Raw genomic sequence first — 20,029 nt, forward strand, 5'->3', positions numbered from 1 at the left:
GTGCAGCCGGTGTTGTGGGCGGTGATGGTGTCGTTGGCTGCGGTGTGGCGGTCGTTCGGTGTGGAGCCGGCTGCGGTGGTGGGGCATTCGCAGGGCGAGATCGCGGCAGGGTGTGTGGCCGGTGGTCTGTCGTTGGCGGATGGGGCGCGGGTGGTGGCGTTGCGCAGCCGGGCGATTGCGGACTCTCTGGCCGGTGCGGGTGGGATGGTGGCTTTGCCGATGTCGGCCGGGCGGGTGCGTGATCTGCTTGCGGAGCATCCGGATGTGTCGCTGGCGGCGGTCAATGGGCCGGTGTCGGTGGTGGTCGCGGGCGAGAGCGGGGCTCTGGAGCGGCTGCTGGCGGAGTGTGAGGAGCGGGGTGTCCGGGCGCGGCGGATTGCGGTGGACTATGCGTCGCATTCGCGGCTGGTGGAGCGGATCGAGGAGCGGTTGCTGTCGGATCTGGCGCCGATCACGCCGCGGCGCGCGGCGATCCCGGTCTTTTCGTCCGTGACGGGCGATCAGGCGGACACCGCGGAGTGGGATGCGGGGTACTGGTACCGGAACCTGCGGAGCACGGTGCGGTTCGAGGAGGCGCTGACGGCGGCGCTGGACGCTGGTGACCGGGTGGTGCTGGAGGTGAGCCCGCATCCGGTGCTGGTGCCAGCGGTGCAGGACATTGTGGACGGTCGTGAGGACGCGGTGCCCGTCGCGGGCACGCTCCGCCGTGGCAAAGGGTCCCTGCGCCGCATGGTGCTGGCCCTCGCCCAGGCCTCCACCTACGGCCTCGTGGTGGACTGGTCCAAGGTGTTCGCGGGCCGGGACGCCGTGCGGGTGCCGCTGCCCACGTACGCGTTCCAGCACGAGCGCTACTGGCCCGATCCGGAACCGCTTGCCGCGCGGGTCGCGGTGGATCCGGCCGACGAGCGGTTCTGGGCCTCGGTGGAACAGCAGGACGTGCGGTCGGTGGCCGAGACGCTCGGGCTGGACAGCGGCGTGGTCGCGGCCATGGTGCCGGCGCTGGCGTCGTGGCGTGCCCGCCGCCGGGACGAGAACGCGGCCGACGGCTGGCGCTACCGGGAGACGTGGAAACCACTCGGTGGCAGCCACTTCCAGGTGACCTCCGGGCGCCGGCTGGTCGTGGTCCCGGCGGGGAAGAGCGACGACGCCTGGGTGAGTGACGTGGTTGCCGTGCTCGGCGCGGACACTCTCGTGCTGGAGCACAGCGACGATGCGGCGTTGAGCGGCAGGCTGCGGGCCGCGCTCGACGCCGACGTCCCGGTGACCGCCGTGCTGTCCCTCACCGCAGCGCTGGAACCGGACACGACCACCGCGCTCGCGAGCACCATCGCTCTCCTGCGGGCACTGCGCGACACCGGTGCGCCGCCACTGTGGGTGGCGACTCGGGGCGCGGTGTCGGTCGGCGGCCAGGATCCGGTGACGGCTCCGGGGCAGGGCGCCGCGTGGGGCCTGGGCCGCGTCGCCGCGCTGGACCAGCCCGGCCTGTGGGGCGGTCTGGTCGACCTGCCCGACATCCTGGACACGCGCAGCGGGCGCCTGGTCACCGCGGTGATGTCGGGCACCTCGGGTGAGGACCAGGTGGCCGTGCGCCCGTCCGGGTTGTTCGGCCGGCGGCTGGTCCACGCGCCGGCACCCCGGTCCCGCACCGGATCGTGGACGACCTCGGGGACGGCGCTGGTCACCGGTGGCACCGGCGGGCTGGGCGCATACGTGGCCCGGTGGCTGGTGGAGCGGGGCAGTGAACACGTCGTGCTGGTGAGCCGGCGTGGCCCCGACGCCGACGGCATGGAACAGCTGCGGCTGCAACTGGAGGCCGCCGGCGCCGACGTGACGGTGGAGGCGTGCGACGTGGCCGACCGAGCGGCGCTGGCCGACGTGCTCGCCGCCATTCCCGAAGACCGTCCACTGCGGACAGTCGTGCACGCCGCGGGGGTCGTGGGCGAAACGGCACCACTGCCGTCGATGACCCGGGACCAGCTCGAATGGCCGGTGCGGGTCAAGGTGGACGGCGCACGGCATCTGGACGAGCTGACCCGGGACCTGGACCTCGACGCGTTCGTGCTGTTCTCCTCCGGCGCGGCGGCGTGGGGCAGCGGCGGGCAGGCGGGTTACGCCGCGGGCAACGCTTTCCTCGACGCGCTGGCGCTGCACCGCCGTTCGCAGGGCCGGACCGCGACGTCGGTCTCCTGGGGGGCATGGGACCAGGTCGGCATGCTGAGCGGTTCGGGTGTGGCACAACGGGACCAGCTGGCCGCACTGGGCGTGGTGCCGATGCGGCCCGAGCTCGCGATCAGCCAGTTGGAGCACGCTGTGCGGGAGGGCGAGACCTCGCTCGTGGTCACGGACATGGACTGGGCGCGGTTCGCGCCGGTGTTCACCGCGATGCGACCGAGTGCGCTCCTGTCGGACCTGTCGGAGGTCCAGGCGGCGTTGAACGGTGGCGGGCAGGACGCCGAAGCACCCGGCGGGTTGCGAGGCCGGCTGACCGGTCTGTCCGAGGCGGACCGTGAGCGGGCGGTGCTGGAGCTGGTTCGCGGTTCCGCCGCGGTCGTGCTCGGACACAGCTCGGGCACGCAGATTCCGCGGGAGAAACCCTTCAGCGAGCTGGGCTTCGACTCGCTGACCGCGGTCGAGCTGCGCAACCGGCTGCAATCGGAATCGGGTGCCGCGCTGCCCGCCAGCGTGGCCTTCGACTATCCGACGGCGGCCCGGCTGGCCCATTACCTCAGCGGCGTCCTGGAGCTGGGTGCGGCCGTGGAAGCCGAAGACGTCGCGGCGCCGCCGGCGCTGCCGGACGAAGACGAGACGGCCCTGCTCGCCGCGAACGCGGACGACCTCATCGACCTCGCGCTGCGCGAAGACTGACCGGAACCGGGAGCTCACGATGACTGCGTCTGTGGACAAGCTGACGGAGGCCTTGCGCGCTTCACTGCTGGCCAACAAAAGGCTGAAGCAGGAGAACAAAGCCCTGACCGAGGCGGCGCACGACCCGGTCGTCCTCGTCGGGATGGCGTGCCGGTTCCCGGGCGGTGTGCGGGGGCCTGAGGACCTGTGGCGGCTGGTCGCGAACGGGGCCGAGGGCATCGGCCCGTTCCCCCTGGACCGAGGCTGGGACCTCGATGCCCTGCTGGGCACCGACGGCCCCGGTTCCGGGATCTCGGCGACGGGCGAGGGCGGGTTCCTTGAGGGGCCGGGTGACTTCGACGCGGCGTTCTTCCGGATGTCGCCGCGGGAAGCGCTGGCGACCGATCCACAGCAGCGGCTGTTGCTGGAGGTCTCGTGGGAGGCGCTGGAACGCGCCGGGATCGATCCCACGTCGCTGGCCGGGAGCCGGACCGGGGTGTTCGCCGGCGTCTACCAGTCCGGTTACAACGAACTTCTCTCGCATGCCGACGAGCAGCTGCGCGGTCACCAGATCACCGGCGGCGCGCCGAGTGTGATCTCCGGCCGGGTCTCCTACACCCTCGGGCTGGAGGGCCCCGCGGTGAGCGTGGACACCGGCTGCTCCTCGTCCCTGGTCTCGATGCACCTGGCCGCCCAGGCGCTGAGGGCGGGGGAGTGCACGCTGGCGCTGGCCGGCGGGGTCGCGGTGATGGCCGCGTCCGACGCGTTCGTCGGGTTCACGGCGCAGGGCGGCCTCGCCACCGACGGCCGGTGCAAGTCCTTCGCCGACGCCGCCGACGGCACGGGATGGTCGGAGGGTGTCGGGATCGTGGTGATGGAGCGGCTGTCCGTCGCCCGCCGCCACGGCCATGAGGCGCTGGCGGTGTTCCGCTCAAGCGCGATCAACCAGGACGGTGCCTCCAACGGCCTGACCGCGCCTAACGGGCCGTCGCAGCAACGCGTGATCCGGCAGGCGCTGACCGCCGCCGGTCTGTCCGCTTCGGACATCGACGCGGTGGAAGCCCACGGCACAGGGACGAGGCTGGGTGACCCGATCGAGGCGCAGGCGCTGCTGGCGACCTATGGTCAGGACCGCCCCGAGGGACGGCCGCTGTGGCTCGGCTCGCTGAAGTCCAACATCGGCCATACCCAGGCGGCCGCCGGTGTCGGTGGCGTGATCAAGATGGTCATGGCGCTGCGGCACGGAGTGCTGCCGAAGACGCTCCACGTGGACGCGCCGACCACGCAGGTCGACTGGACGCAGGGCGACGTGCGCCTGCTGACCGAATCCCGGCCCTGGCCCGAAAGCGGCCACCCCCGGCGTGTCGGGGTGTCGTCGTTCGGCGTCAGCGGAACGAACGCGCATGTGATCCTCGAAGCGCCCACCGACACCGGCTCGCCCGCCGCGGGCCCCTCCGGCCCCGGTGTTTTCGGCGCCGCAGGCGTGGTGCCCTGGATCCTGTCGGGGAAGACCGAAGACGCCGTGCGCGCTCAGGCGGCGAAACTGCTGGCACATCTGGACGGGGATCCGGCGCCGGGTCCGGTCGACGTGGGTTGGTCGCTGGTCACCACGCGGGCGATGTTCGAACACCGCGCCGTACTGCTGGGCAACGAGCGCGACGAACTGCTGACCGGGCTGAGGGCTGTCGCGTCCGGTGAATCCGCTCCGGGCACGACGCTGGGCACAGCGGCCGAGGACAACCAACTGGGTGTGTTGTTCACGGGGCAGGGTGCGCAGCGGGTCGGGATGGCGCGTGGGCTCTATGGGGAGTCGCCGGTGTTCGCCGCCGCGCTGGACGGGGTTCTCGCCGAGTTGGATCCGTTGCTGGATCGGCCGTTGCGTGAGGTGATGTGGGGTGATGACGCGGAGCTGATCAACGAGACCGGTTGGGCGCAGCCGGCGTTGTTCGCGGTCGAGGCGGCGTTGTTCGAGGTGTTGAGCGCGTTCGGCGTGACTCCGGATTTTCTGCTGGGGCATTCGATCGGTGAGGTGACGGCGGCCTACATCGCGGGTGTGTGGTCGCTCGGTGACGCGTGCCGGGTGGTGGCCGCGCGGGCGCGGTTGATGCAAGCGCTGCCTCCGGGTGGGGCGATGGCAGCGATTTCGTTGCCGGAGGCCGACGTTGTCGAGTTGCTGCCGGAGAGCGTGTCGGTCGCGGCGGTCAACACCGCGGATTCGGTGGTGATCTCCGGGCCGCGGCAAGCCGTGGACGGTGTCGTCGAGGTCGTGTCCGGGCAGGGACATCGGGTGTCGCGGTTGCGGGTGTCGCACGCGTTCCATTCGTCGTTGATGGAGCCGATGCTGGCGGGTTTCCAGCAGGTTCTGGAGTCGGTGAGCTTCGCGCCGCCGCGGATTCCGGTGGTGTCGAACCTGACAGGGGTCCGGGCGACGGACGAGGAGTTGTGTTCGCCGGAGTACTGGACCCGTCAGGTGCGGGCGGTGGTGCGGTTCGCCGATGGCGTGCGCTGGTTGGGCGAGCAGGGTGTAACGGCGCTGGTCGAGCTGGGGCCGGACGGTGTGCTGTCGGGCCTGGCGCGGCAGAGCTGCCCGCCGGAGACGGTCGTCGTGCCATTGCTGCGCCGCGAACAGGGTGACGTTCGGACCCTGGCGTCGGCGTTGGCCCACCTGTGCGCGCAGGGCGTCGAAGTGGACTGGACCACGCTGTTCGCCGGCCGTGACGCCACGCGGGTGCCGCTGCCGACCTACGCCTTCCAGCACCAGAGGTACTGGCACACCTCCAGCGGTTCGGCCGACGTGTCGGCGGCCGGCCTGACGGCGGCGGAGCATCCGCTGCTGGGGGCGATGCTGCCGTTGCCACAGACGGACGGGCTCGTGTTCACCAGCCGGCTCTCGGTGCGCACCCACCCCTGGCTCGGGGATCACATGGTGCGTGGTGCCGTGATGTTCCCCGGCGCCGGTCTCGTGGAGCTGGTGATCCGAGCGGGCGACAGCGCCGGCTGTGACCGGCTCGACGAACTGGTGCTGGAGACTCCGCTCGTCCTGCCCGCGCAAGGCGGAGCGCAGCTTCAGGTCGTCGTCGGCGAGGAGGATGCGCACCGGCGCGCTGTCGCGGTGTACGCCCGGCCGGACGGCGAAGAGACCTGGACCCGGCACGCCACAGGCACCGTGAGCACGGCCGCGACCGGGCCCGCGGACGACGCTCTGTTCGACGTGCTCGGTCGGCAGTGGCCCACGGCGGGCGCGGCGCCCCTGGACACCGAGCGGTTCTATGAGCGGCTCGACGGCGGTGAGTTCGCCTACGGACCGGCGTTCCGGGGTCTGCGCGAGGCATGGCGGGACGGCGACCGGATCCTCGCCGAGATCGAGCTGCCCGAGCCCGGCCGCGGTTCGGCGGAGTCGTTCGGAATCCACCCCGCTCTGCTGGACGCGGCATTGCACGCGATGGTCTTCGCGGACCTGGAGTCGGCCGGGGTCGGCTGGCTGCCGTTCAGCTTCGCCGACGTCGTGCTGCGGGCCTCGGGCGCCTCGCGGTTGCGGGTGGCGCTGACCCGGACGGGTTCGGACGAGGTCACCCTCGCGGTCGCGGACGGCACCGGGTCGCCCGTGCTGTCCATCGGCTCGCTCGCCGTGCGGCCGCTGGCCGCCGGCAGCCTCACCGCCGGTGACGTCGGCACTGTGCTGAAGCCGGAGTGGACCGCGATCACCGGCACCGCCGCCGCGGTGGACGAGTGGCTGATCGCGGATCCCGCCGACGTGACCGCCGTGGCGGCCGGCGCCGGGTCCCAGGCGGTGGTGCTGGCGGTTTCCGGCGACTCGGAGGCAGTGGTCGCTTCCACACACGAGCTGACGGGCCATGTGCTGCGGCAACTGCAGCAGTGGCTGTCGGACGACCGGTTCGCCTCGATCCCGCTGGTGGTCGCGACCTCGGGTGCGATCGCCGTGGAGCGGGAGCCGGTGCGCGACCTGGCCGCCGCGGCGGTGTGGGGCCTGGTGCGGTCGGCGCAGACGGAACACCCCGGCCGCTTCGTCCTGCTCGACGCCGACTCCGCCGTGGACGCCGACGTGCTGGGTCAGGTCCTGGCCGCCGGCGAGCCGCAGCTGGCGGTGCGGAAAGGGCAGCTCCTCGCGGCCCGGCTGACGAGAACCGGACCGGCCGACGAGCTGGCCGCGCCGCGGGACACGCCGTGGCGGCTTGAGTCCACCGAGAAAGGCATGCTGGAGAACCTCGCGTTGCTGCCGTGCCCCGAAGCGGCTGAGCCGCTGGAGAGCGGGCAGGTCCGGATCCGGGTGCACGCGGCCGGCCTGAACTTTCGCGATGTGCTCAACGCGCTGGGGATGTACCCCGGCAAGGCGGGACCGCTGGGCGGCGAGGCGGCGGGCGTGGTCACCGAGACCGGCCCTGGTGTGACCGGCCTGCGCGTGGGCGACCGCGTGATGGGCCTGGTCCCCGGCGGGTTCGGGCGTGTCGCGGTGACCGATCACCGGCTCCTGACGGTGGTGCCGGACGGATGGTCGTTCACCACGGCCGCCTCCGTGCCGATCGTGTTCCTCACGGCCTACTACAGCCTGGCCGATCTCGCGGGCCTTCGCACCGGGGAGTCGGTCCTGGTGCACGCGGGTGCCGGTGGAGTGGGTCTGGCGGCGATCCAGGTCGCGCGGCACCTCGGTGCGGAGGTCTACACCACTGCGAGCGAGGGTAAGTGGGACGTCCTGCGTGAGTGGGGTGTCCGGCCGGACCGCCTCGCGTCCTCGCGGGATCTGGGCTTTCGCGAGGCTTTCCGCACCGCCACCGCCGGACGGGGCGTCGATGTTGTGCTCAACTCTCTGGCGGGGGAGTTCGTGGACGCCTCGCTGGACGTGCTCGCGTCCGGCGGCCGGTTCGTGGAGATGGGCAAGACCGACGTCCGTTCGGCCGAGAGCCTCACGGACCGGTACCCCGGCCTGAGCTACCACGCCTTCGACCTGACCGACGCCGGCGCCGAGCGCGTCCAGCGCATGCTGCGCGAGCTGGTCGGCCTGTTCGAAGCCGGCGTCCTGCGGCCGCTGCCGGTGACCACGTGGGACGTGCGGCAGTCGCCGGAGGCGTTCCGGTTCATGAGCCAGGCCAGGCACATCGGCAAGCTGGTACTGACCGTGCCGCACGAGCCGGACGTCGCGGGCACCGTGGTGATCACCGGCGGCACCGGCGCTCTGGGCGCTGTGGTGGCGCGGCATCTGGTCGGCGAGCACGGTGTCCGGCACCTGATGCTGCTGAGCCGCCGCGGCCCGGATGCCCCGGGAGCAGCGGAGCTGGTCGCCGAGCTGGCCCGCCACGGCGCCGAGGTCACGGTGGCCGCGTGTGACGTGACGGATCGGCGGGTGTTGGCGGACGCGCTCGCGTCCGTCACCCCGGAGCATCCGCTGACCGGTGTGGTGCACACAGCGGGGGTGGTCGACGACGGGGTGCTCGGCTCCCTGTCACAGGACCAGGTGGACCGGGTCCTGTCGCCGAAGGTGGACGCGGCCTGGCATCTGCACGAGCTGACCCGGGACCTGGATCTCTCGCTGTTCCTGGTGTTCTCGTCGCTCAGCGGCATGCTCGGCAGCGGCGGCCAGGCGAACTACGCGGCGGGCAACTCGTTCCTGGACGCGCTGATGCAGCGGCGGCGGGACCTCGGGCTGCCCGGACTGTCGATGGCGTGGGGGCCGTGGACCACCGAGATAGGCATGGCCGGCGCCTTGTCGCGGACCGGCCTGAAGCGGCTCGCGCGTTCGGCGATGCCACCACTGACCAGGGAGCAGGGCATGGACCTGTTCGACCGGGCGGCGTGTTCCGCGCAGCCGGTACTGGGACTCGCCCGCCTGAATCTGCCGGCACTGCGCAAGCAGCACGACCTGCCCGTGTGGCGCACGCTGGCGGGCGGGCGCAGGCGCGCCGCGAACCGCCGCTTTGCCGGCAGGGGACTGGGCGGGCAGCTCGCGTCGATGTCCACAGCGGACCGTGAGCGGGCGCTGGCGGAGCTGGTCCGCGAATCCGCCGCCACGGTGCTGGGACACAGCTCGGGTGCCGGGATCGATCCGGCCCGGCTCTTCAGCGACCTGGGGTTCGACTCGCTGACCGCCGTCGAGCTGCGGAACCTGATCCAGGCCAGGACCGGGATCGACCTGGCGGCCGGCGTGGTGTTCGACCACCCGACCGTCACCCGGCTCGCCGGGCACCTGGCGGACCGGTTCGGCGACCCGCACACGACGGGGCCGACCGCCGTGCCGGAGCCGGTGTCCGTGGCCACCGAGCCGATCGTGCTGGTCGGGATGGCGTGCCGGCTCCCGGGCGGGGTCACGGGTCCGGACGACCTCTGGCGGCTCGTCAGTGAGGCGGGGGACGGGATCGGCCCGTTCCCGGTCGATCGCGGCTGGGACCTGGACGAGCTGGTGGGCCCGGACCGGACCGGCATGTCGGCCACCGGCGAAGGCGGCTTCCTCACGGGCGCCGACGAGTTCGACGCGCCGTTCTTCCGGATCTCGCCCCGCGAGGCGGTGGCGACGGACCCGCAGCAGCGGTTGCTGCTGGAGGTCTCGTGGGAGGCGCTTGAGCAGGCGGGCATCCTCCCCGAAACGCTGGCGGGCAGCCGGACGGGGGTGTTCACCGGCGCCTACCAGATGGGCTACGGCGAACTGGTCGCCCGGTCCGACGACCAGCTGCGGGGACACCAGATCACCGGCGGCGCGACAAGCGTGATCTCGGGCCGGGTCGCCTACACGCTCGGTCTTGAGGGGCCGGCGGTGAGTGTGGACACGGCGTGCTCCTCGTCGCTGGTCGCCATGCACCTGGCGGCGCAGGCTCTGCGCGCCGGTGAGTGCTCGCTGGCGCTCGCCGGTGGTGTCACGGTGATGGCCACGCCGGAGGCGTTCGTCGGGTTCACGATGCAGGGCGGGCTGTCCGCGGACGGCCGGTGCAGGTCCTTCGCCGAGACCGCGAACGGGACCGGCTGGTCCGAAGGCGTGGGCGTGGTGGTGATGGAGAGGCTGTCGGACGCCCGCCGCAACGGTCATGAGGTGCTCGCGGTTCTCCGTTCGAGCGCAGTGAATCAGGACGGTGCGTCGAACGGTTTGACGGCGCCGAACGGTCCGTCTCAGCAGCGGGTGATCCGGCAGGCCCTCGCCGCGGCCGGTCTGTCCGCTTCGGACGTGGATGCGGTGGAAGCGCATGGCACCGGGACGCGGCTGGGTGATCCGATCGAGGCCGACGCGCTGCTGGCGACGTACGGTCAGGATCGGCCGGAAGACCGTCCGTTGTGGCTGGGCTCGTTGAAGTCGAACATCGGGCACGCGCAGGCGGCCGCTGGTGTCGCGGGTGTGATCAAGATGGTGTTGGCGCTGCGCCACGGAGTGCTGCCGAAGACCCTGCACGCCGAGCGGCCGACCACGCAGGTGGACTGGGCGCGGGGCGAGGTGCGGCTGCTGACCGACGCCGTCCCGTGGCAGGAGGACGGGCATCCGCGCCGGGCCGGGGTGTCGTCGTTCGGCGTCAGCGGCACGAACGCCCACGTCATCCTTGAGGCCCCGGCCGAAACCGGCGCGCCGCACGAGGCCGCGCCGGGTACCGGTGTGGTCGGTGCCGACGGTGTGGTGCCGTGGGTGCTGTCGGGCCGGTCGGACGAGGCGGTGCGGGCGCAGGCCGCCCGGTTGCTGGAGTACGTGGAGGGCGCGCCCTCGGTGCGTCCCGTCGACGTCGGCTGGTCGCTGGTCACCTCGCGTACCGCGTTCGACCACCGGGCCGTGGTGGTGGGCGGCGACCGGGAGGAGCTGATCAGCGGAGTGCGTGCGGTCGCCGGCGGTGCGCCCGGTGTCGTACGGGGCACGGCCCGCAGCGGGCACCGGCTGGGTGCGCTGTTCACGGGGCAGGGTGCGCAGCGGGTCGGCATGGCGCGTGGGCTCTACGAGGAGTCGCCGGTGTTCGCGGCGGCGTTGGACGAGGTCTGTGCGGAGCTGGATCCGTTGTTGGACCGGCCGTTGTGCGAGGTGATGTGGGGCGATGACGCGGAGCTGATCAACGAGACGGGCTGGGCTCAGCCGGCGTTGTTCGCGGTCGAGGCGGCGTTGTTCGAGGTGCTGCGGGCGTTCGGGACGACCCCGGACTATCTGCTGGGACATTCGATCGGTGAGGTCACGGCGGCCTACGTCGCCGGGGTGTGGTCGTTGGCCGATGCGTGTCGGGTGGTGGCGGCGCGGGCGCGGTTGATGCAGGCGCTGCCGTCCGGCGGGGCGATGGCCGCGGTCGGGATGTCCGAGGCGGAGATCGCCGGACTGCTACCGGAGACGGTGTCGGTGGCGGTGGTCAACACCGCGGATTCGGTCGTGGTGTCGGGGCCGCAGGCCGATGTCGACCAGGTGCTGAGCCTGGCTTCGCAGTGCGATGCCCGGGTGTCGCGGCTGCGGGTGTCGCACGCGTTCCACTCGGCGTTGATGGATCCGATGCTGGAGGACTTCCGGCAGGTTCTGGGATCGGTGCGGTTTGCGCCGCCGCGGATTCCCGTGGTGTCGAACGAGACGGGGGTGCGGGCGTGCGACGAAGAGCTGTGTTCGCCGGAGTACTGGGTGCGGCAGGTGCGGTCGGCGGTGCGCTTCGCCGACGGCGTGCGGTGGCTGGGCGAGCAGGGTGTCACCACGATGGTCGAGCTGGGCCCGGATGGTGCGCTCTGCGGGTTGGCGCAGGACAGTTCGGCTGTGGCCGCCGTGCCGATGCTGCGCCGGCAGAAGTCCGGCGGGCAGTGCGACTCGGGCCTGGTGCTGTCGGCGATCGGGCAGTTGGCTGCCCACGGTGTGGCAGTGGACTGGACTGCGGCGTTCGCCGGTCGTGGCGCTGTCCGGGTTCCGCTGCCGACGTACGCCTTTCAGCACCAGCGGTACTGGCCCGACAAGGTGCGGGCCGCCCCGGAACCGTCCGAGGACCAGGCGGACCGGCGGTTCTGGGCGTCGGTCGAACACCAGGACGTGCAAGGCCTGGCCACGACGCTGGGACTCGACGGCGGCGTCGTGGCGCCGGTCGTGCCCGCGCTGGCTTCGTGGCGGGCCCGCCGGCACGAACAGTCCCTTGTGAACGGCTGGCGCTACCGAGAGGTGTGGAAACGGCTGGCCGTCGCGGGAGCGCCGACGACCGGACAGTGGTTGGTCGTGGTCCCGGAAGGCGCGCACGACGACGCCTGGGCGGCGGAGGTGGCGGAGGCCCTGGGCGCGAGCACACTCGTGCTCGACCACAGCGGGGCCGAGCTGACCGAGCGGCTGAAGGAAGCCGGTGACTGCGCTGCCGGAGTGACCGGTGTGGTGTCGCTGGCCGCCGTCCTGGAGCCGGGCATCACCGCCGGACTGGCGGCGACGACCTCGTTGCTGCGAGCCGTGCTGGACAGCGGCCTCGCCGCCCGGATCTGGGTGGTCACCCGCGGCGCGATGTCCGTCGGGCCCCACGACCCGGTGACCTCCCCGGCACAGGGCGGGGTGTGGGGCCTGGGCCGGGTCGCCGCACTCGAACTGCCCGCGCTGTGGGGCGGGCTGGCTGATCTGCCCGAGGTGCTCGATCCGCGCAGCGCGCGCTGGCTGGCCGCCGCGCTGCCGGGGACGACCGGCGAGGACCAGATCGCGGTGCGCCCGGCAGGTGTGTTCGGTCGCCGGCTCGTTCACGCGCCGGTGACCGGATCCCGTGCGCCGTCGTGGACGACGTCCGGGACGGCGCTGGTCACCGGGGGCACCGGTGAGCTGGGTGCGTACGCGGCGCGATGGCTGGTCGAGCGCGGCGCGGAGCACGTCGTGCTCGTGAGCCGCCGTGGTCTCGACGCCGAGGGCGCGGACGCGCTGCGGCTGGAGCTGGAGGTCGCCGGCGCCCGGGTCACCGTCGCCGCCTGCGACGTGACGGACCGGCAGGCGCTGGCCGAGGTGGTGGCGGGCATCCCGGAGGAGTGGCCACTGCGGACCGTCGTGCACGCGGCCGGTGTCGTGAGCGAAGACCGTGCGCTCACCTCGGCGACCGCCGACGACCTCGACCAGCAGGTACGGGCCAAGGTCCACGGCGCGCACCACTTGGACGCGTTCACCCGCGAGCTGGAGCTCGACGCGTTCGTGCTGTTCGGCTCCGGTGCAGGCGTCTGGGGCAGCGGCGGGCAGGCCGGATTCGCGGCGGCCGACGCGTACCTGGACTCGCTGGCCCGCCACCGCAGGGCGGCGGGACGCACCGCGACCGCGATTGCATGGGGTTCGTGGGACCAGGTCGGGGCGCTGAGCGATCCGGCTGCCGCGCAACGCGAGCAGCTCCGCCTGCTCGGGGTCGTGCCGATGCGGCCCGAGCTGGCGGTCGCCGCGTTGCAGCGTGCGGTGCACGACGACGAGACCGCGATCGTCGTCGCGGACCTGGACTGGGCGCGGTTCGCGCCCGTGTTCACCGCCGCGCGGTCGAGCGCCTTGCTGTCCGGGCTCCCGGAGGCCGAAGCGGCACTGACCGCAATGCGGGACGACACCGCGATCTCCGGAGAACTGCGGGACCGGCTCGCCGCACTGTCCGAGGTGGACCGCCGAGAGATGCTGCTCGGCCTCGTCCGTGACTCGTCCGCGGCCGTGCTGGGCCACGGGTCGAGCGCGGAGATCGAGAGCGACCAGCCGTTCAGCGAGCTGGGCTTCGACTCGCTGACGGCGGTGGAACTGCGCAACCGGTTGCAGGCGGCGACCGGGGTCGCGCTGCCCGCGAGCCTGGTGTTCGACTACCCCACAGCGAATCGCCTCGTGGACCACCTCGCCGGCCGGTTCGGCGTGACGGAATCGGCCGAACCGTCGGTCGTGCCGGCGTTGGTGCCGGCCGCCGACGATCCGATCGTGCTGGTGGGCATGGCGTGCCGGTTCCCGGGCGGGGTGTCGAGCCCGGATGCGCTCTGGCGGCTGGTGGCCGCCGGGGCGGACGGCATCACACCGTTCCCGGTCGACCGTGGCTGGGACCTGGACACGCTGGTGGGCACGGACGGTCCCGGTTCCGGGACGTCGGCGACGGGTGAGGGAGGGTTCCTCGACGAGGTCGCCGACTTCGACGCGGCGTTCTTCCGGATCTCGCCGCGTGAGGCGCTGGCCACGGATCCGCAGCAGCGGTTGCTGCTCGAAGTGTCCTGGGAGGCGCTGGAGCAGGCGGGAATCGATCCGACCTCGCTGGCCGGCAGCTCGACCGGCGTGTTCGCCGGCGCCTACCAGTCCGGGTATCTGGAGCTGGTTTCCCGGGCCGACGAACAACTGCGGGGCCATGCGCTCACCGGTGGTGCGGGCAGTGTGATCTCCGGGCGGATCGCTTACACGCTGGGCTTGGAAGGTCCCGCGGTGAGTGTGGACACGGCGTGTTCCTCGTCGCTGGTGGCGATGCACCTGGCGGCGCAGGCATTGCGCGCCGGCGAGTGCTCACTGGCGTTGGCCGGCGGGGTGACGGTCATGGCGGCGGCGGACACCTTCGTCGGGTTCAGTATCCAGGGCGGCCTGGCCGAGGACGGCCGGTGCAAGTCGTTCTCGGACGACGCGGACGGTACCGGGTGGTCCGAGGGTGTCGGTGTGGTGGTGCTGGAGCGGATGTCGGACGCGCGCCGCAACGGTCATGAGGTGCTGGCGGTGCTGCGGTCGAGCGCGGTGAATCAGGACGGTGCGTCGAACGGTTTGACGGCGCCGAACGGTCCGTCTCAGCAGCGGGTGATCCGGCAGGCCCTCGCCGCGGCCGGTCTGTCCGCTTCGGACGTGGACGTGGTCGAGGCGCACGGCACCGGGACGAAGCTGGGTGATCCGATCGAGGCGCAGGCGGTACTGGCAACCTACGGTCGGGACCGGCCCGAGGACCAGCCGTTGTGGCTGGGGTCGTTGAAGTCGAACATCGGGCACATGCAGGCCGCCGCGGGTGTCGGTGGTGTGATCAAGATGGTGCTGGCGCTGCGGCACGGCGTGTTGCCGAAGACGCTCCACCTGGCCGAGCCGACCAGCCAGGTGGACTGGTCCGAGGGCAACGTGCGGCTGCTCGCCGAGGCGATGCCGTGGCCGGAGCACGGCCATCCGCGCCGGGCCGGGGTGTCCTCGTTCGGCGTGAGCGGGACCAACGCGCACCTGATCCTCGAAGCCCCCGCCGACTCGCCTGCGCACCCGGCCGCCGCCGGCACCGACGGGGTGGTGCCGTGGGTGCTCTCGGGCAGGACCGAGGAAGCGGTGCGGGCGCAGGCGGAGCGACTACTGGAGTTCGTCGAGGCGGATCCCGCACTGCGTCCCGTGGACATCGGGCACTCGCTCGTCGGCTCGCGGACCGCGTTCGACCATCGGGTCGTCGTGGTGGGCGGTGATCGGGACGAACTCGTCGCAGGGCTGCGCGCCGCCGCTGCCGGTGAGCCCGCGCCGGCCGTGGTGCGGGGGACCGTGCGGACCGGGAACCAGGCCGTGTTCGTGTTCCCCGGCCAAGGCGCGCAGTGGCTCGGCATGGCGCAGGACCTGTACCCGCAGTCCCCGGTGTTCGCCGAGTCGATGTGGGAGTGCGCGAGGGCCTTGGACCCGTTCGTGGACTGGTCGCTGGAGCAGGCGCTCGGTGACGAGGCGGCGTTGGAGCGCGTCGATGTGGTGCAGCCGGTGCTGTGGGCGGTGATGGTGTCGCTGGCCGCGGTGTGGCGGTCGTTCGGCGTCGAGCCCGCGGCCGTGGTGGGCCACTCCCAGGGCGAGATCGCCGCCGCGTGTGTGGCCGGTGGTCTGTCCTTGGCGGATGGGGCGCGGGTGGTGGCGTTGCGCAGCCGGGCGATCGCGGACACACTCGCCGGGGACGGCGGGATGGTGGCCCTGCCGGTCTCCGCTGCCCGTGCCGAGGACCTGCTCGCGGAGCGGCCGGGAATCTCGGTGGCGGCGGTCAACGGGCCCACGTCGGTGGTCGTCGCCGGAGGCGCGGAGGCCGTGGACCGGCTGTTGGCCGACTGCCGGGACGACGAGATCCAGGCGCGCAGGATCGCCGTCGACTACGCCTCGCACTCACCGTCGGTGGAGCGGATCGAGCAGCGGTTGCTGACCGATCTCGCGCCGATCACGCCGGCGTCATCCGCGATCCCGGTCTACTCCTCGGTGACCGGGGAGGTGGCGGACACGGCCGGCTGGGACGCCGGGTACTGGTACCGGAACCTGCGCAACGCCGTGCGGTTCGAGGAAGCGCTCTCCGCGGCGCTGGCGGCCGGGCACGGCGCGGTGGTCGAGGTGAGTCCGCATCCGGTGCTGGTGCCCGCGGTGCAGGACATCGTCGACGAGCGCGGGGCCGCGGTGGCTGTGGTGGGCACGTTGCGCCGCGACGAAGGGACTCCGCAGCGGATGGTGCTCGCGGTGGCCCAGGCGTATGCGCACGGTGTGGCAGTGGACTGGACCCCTGCGTTCACCGGACGGGGTGCGGCGCGGGTCGCGTTGCCGACGTACGCGTTCCAGCATCAGCGGTACTGGCCCGAGTTCGCGAGTGGCCCGGCCGACGTGTCGGCGGCGGGGCTGACCGACGCGGAGCATCCGCTGCTGGGCGCGATGGTGCCTTCGCCCGAATCGGACGCGGTGGTCTTCACCAGCCGCCTGTCGGTGCGGACGCATCCGTGGCTGGCTGATCACGCGGTGCGGGAGTCGGTGGTGTTCCCGGGAACCGGTTTTGTGGAGCTGGTCATCCGGGCCGGCGACAGCGTCGGGTGCGACCGCCTCGACGAGCTGGTCCTGGAGGCGCCGCTGGTGCTGCCCGCCCACGGCGGAGTGCAGATGCAGGTGGTGGTCGGCGACAGCGAGGACGAGGCGCCGCGGCGGAGTGTGGCCGTCTACACGCGCCCCGACGGAGAAGATGCCTGGACCTGCCACGCCACCGGGTTCGTGGGCGCCGTCCCGCCGGGAGGCGGTGGGCACGACCTGTTCGGCATCCTTGAGCGGGCCTGGCCTCCGGCCGGCGTGACGCACGTGGACACCGAGGGGTTCTACGAGCAGCTGCGCGAAGGCGGTTTCCTCCGGTACGGCCCCGTTTTCCAGGGGCTGCGCAGGGTCTGGCGGAGGGATGGCCAGATCTTCGCCGAGGTCGAGCTGCCCGAGTCCGCACGCGATTCGGCCGAGTCGTTCGGGATCCACCCGGCGCTGCTCGACGCCGCGCAGCACGCGACGGCCTTCGCGGAGCTGGGCTCCGCCGGGACCGGCGGGCTGCCATTCAGCTTCGGCGGCGTCGTGCTCCGCGCCTCGGGTGCGGCACAGCTGCGGGTGGCGTTGACGCGGACGGGTCAGGACGAGGTCACGATAGCGGTCGCCGACAGCACCGGGGCGCCGGTGCTCTCGGTCGGCTCGATGGCGGTGCGGCCGGTGCCGGCCGGCGAGCTGGGCGCCGGCACCGGTGACCGGACACTGCTGAGGACGGAGTGGGTCGACGCCACCCTCCCGGCCGGGGCTTCGCCGGCGCATTGGCTGGCCGTCGGTCGGGCCGGCGAGGACCACACCGGAGTGGACGCGGTCGCCGCGGCCCTCGACGACGGCCTGCCGGCGCCGGACGCGGTCGTGCTGGCCGTTTCCGGTGACGCGGACCGGGTGGTCGAGTCCACGCACGAGCTGAGCGGCTGGGTGCTGCGCCAGCTGCAGTACTGGCTGAGCCAGGACCGCTTCGAGTCGATCCCGCTGGTGGTGACGACACGGGGCGCGATCGCCGCGCAGCCCGGCGAAACGGTGGCGGACCTGGCTGCCGCCGCGGCGTGGGGACTGGTGCGCTCGGCGCAGACCGAGAACCCCGGCCGGATCGTGCTGCTCGACACCGGCTCGGGCAGCACGCTCGACGCCGTGGTGCTGGGCCGCGTCCTGGCGTCGGACGAGCCGCAACTGGCGCTGCGCGACGGACAGCTCCTCGCGCATCGGCTCACCAGGGTCGGCCCGGCCGACGAGCTGGCGATGCCGCCGGACACCCCGTGGCGGCTCGACTCGACGGGCAAGGGTGCGCTGGAGAACCTGGCCCTGCTGCCGTGCCCCGAGACCGAGGATCCCTTGGCCTCCGGGCAGGTTCGCATCCGGGTGCACGCCGCGGGCCTGAACTTCCGGGACGTGCTCAACGCGCTGGACATGGTGCCCGACGTGCGTGCGCAGGGCCCGCTGGGCGGCGAGGTCGCGGGTGTGGTCACCGAGGTCGGCCCCGGGGTGTCCGATCTGCGGCCCGGCGACCGGGTCATGGGCCTCGTCTCGGGGGCGTTCGGCCCGATGGCCGTCACGGACCGGCGGTTGCTGGCCGAGGTGCCGACGGGCTGGTCGTTCGCGACCGCGGCGTCGGTGCCCATCGTGTTCCTGACCGCCTTCTACGGCCTGGTGGATCTTGCCGGGACGGGCCCCGGTGAGTCGGTCCTGGTGCACGCCGGCGCGGGCGGTGTCGGCCTGGCGGCGATCCAGCTCGCACAGCACCGGGGCGCGGAGGTCTACGCCACGGCGAGTGAGGGCAAGTGGGGTGTCCTGCGGGAGTGGGGAGTCCCGGTCGAGCGGCTGGCCTCTTCGCGCGACCTCGGCTTCCACGAGACCTTCCGGGACGCGGGTGTCAACGTCGTCCTGAACTCGCTCGCGGGGGAGTTCGTGGACGCGTCGGTGGATCTGCTGGCTCCGGGCGGGCGGTTCCTGGAGATGGGCAAGACCGACATCCGTTCTCCGGAGGACTTCCGCGACCGGCCGCTGAGTTACCACGCCTTCGACCTGATGGACGCGGGCGCCGACCGGATCCAGGAGATGCTGCGGGAGCTGGTGACGCTGTTCGAGGCCGGCGCGTTGCAGCCGCTGCCGGTCACGGGCTGGGATGTGCGCCGGGCACCGGATGCGTTCCGGTTCATGAGCCAGGCCAAGCACGTCGGCAAGCTCGTCCTGACCGTCCCGCAGGACCTCGACGGCGCGGGCACCGTCCTGCTGACCGGCGGGACCGGTGGCCTGGGCGGTGTGCTCGCCCGCCACCTCGTCGCCGAGCGCGGCGTCCGGCACCTGCTGCTGGTCAGCCGCCGCGGCGCGGACGCCCCTGGGGCCGCGGACCTGGTCGAGGAGTTGACGGCGCAGGGCGCGGAGGTGACCGTCGCAGCGTGTGACGTGACCGATCGGCAGGCACTGGCCGGGGTGCTCGCCTCGGTGTCGCCGGAGCATCCGCTCACCGGTGTGGTGCACACGGCCGGCGTCCTCGACGACGGGGTGCTCGGGGCGCAGTCGCAGGACCGGCTGGACCGGGTGCTGGCACCGAAGGTGGACGCGGCCTGGCACCTGCACGAGCTGACCCGGGACCTGGATCTCTCGCTGTTCGCGGTGTTCTCCTCCGTCGCCGGGCAGCTGGGCAACCCGGGACAGGCCAACTACGTTGCCGCCAACGTGTTCCTGGACGCCCTGATGCAGCGCCGCCGCCGCGAGGGCCTGGCCGGGCTCTCGATGGCCTGGGGCGCATGGACCACCGAGATCGGCATGGTCGGTTCGCTGTCGAGGACCGACCTGCGCCGCATCGCACGGTCGCCGATGCCGCCGTTGTCGGCTCTGCAGGGCATGGACCTGTTCGACCGGGCCGTCGCCACCGGGTTCCCACTGCTGGTGCTGACCCGGCTGAACATGCGCGCTCTGCGCGCCCAGCACGACCTCGCGCCCCTGTGGCGGTCGCTGGCGGGCGGAGCGCTGCGGCGAGCCGCCGACAATACGCGCCACGGGCGGGACGAACTGCGGCAGCGGCTGGCGGCACTGCCCGGTGCGGACCGGGAGGAGCTGCTGACCGAGCTGGTCGGCGAAACCGCCGCGGCTGTGCTGGGCCACGGCTCGGGTGTGCGGATCGATGTGGACCAGCCCTTCAGCGAGCTGGGTTTCGACTCGCTGACGGCCGTCGAATTACGCAACCTGCTGAAGGCCAGGACCGGTGCCGTGCTGCCCACCAGCGTCGTTTTCGACCATCCGACCGTCGCGCGGCTTGCGCGCTACGTGGGCACGTTCTTCGGTGAGGCCGAGGTTCCCGAACCGGCGGAGGTGTCGGAGGCGGCGGTGCGCGCGGCGCTCGGCTCGATCCCGCTGGAGAAGCTGCGGAAGGCCCGGCTGCTGGACGCGCTGCTCGAACTGGCCCGTGACGGCGACGAACCCGTGGTCGACCGGCGAGAAGAGGAAGAACTCCTGCTCGCGGCGGATGTCGGCGAACTCGTCGATATCGCGCTGAGGGCCGAATGACCGGAGGTCACG

The 20,029-nt window shown here is 72.6% G+C and carries 2 protein-coding genes and 2 pseudogenes; all 4 read left to right on the forward strand.

The genetic code is table 11. From position 1 onward, the window contains the following. Positions 1-9 precede the first annotated feature (9 nt). Positions 10-2,865 (forward strand): SDR family NAD(P)-dependent oxidoreductase, encoded by a 2,856-nt coding sequence (locus tag ACFYTE_RS35710; RefSeq protein WP_388719695.1) that lies wholly within the window; start codon positions 10-12, stop codon positions 2,863-2,865. A gap of 121 nt (positions 2,866-2,986) precedes the next feature. Further along, positions 2,987-6,487 (forward strand): annotated as a pseudogene (locus tag ACFYTE_RS35715) (type I polyketide synthase); the annotation flags it as partial. 117 nt (positions 6,488-6,604) lie between these two features. Then, positions 6,605-7,270 (forward strand): annotated as a pseudogene (locus tag ACFYTE_RS35720) (alcohol dehydrogenase catalytic domain-containing protein); the annotation flags it as partial. Positions 7,271-7,279: 9 nt separating this feature from the next. Beyond that, entirely contained in the window at positions 7,280-20,017 is a 12,738-nt protein-coding gene (locus ACFYTE_RS35725) for a type I polyketide synthase (protein ID WP_388719698.1), read from the forward strand. Positions 20,018-20,029 lie beyond the last annotated feature (12 nt).

Origin of the sequence: Streptomyces sp. NPDC004629 (genome assembly GCF_042873595.1) — a bacterium.
GTDB lineage: Bacteria > Actinomycetota > Actinomycetes > Streptomycetales > Streptomycetaceae > Streptomyces.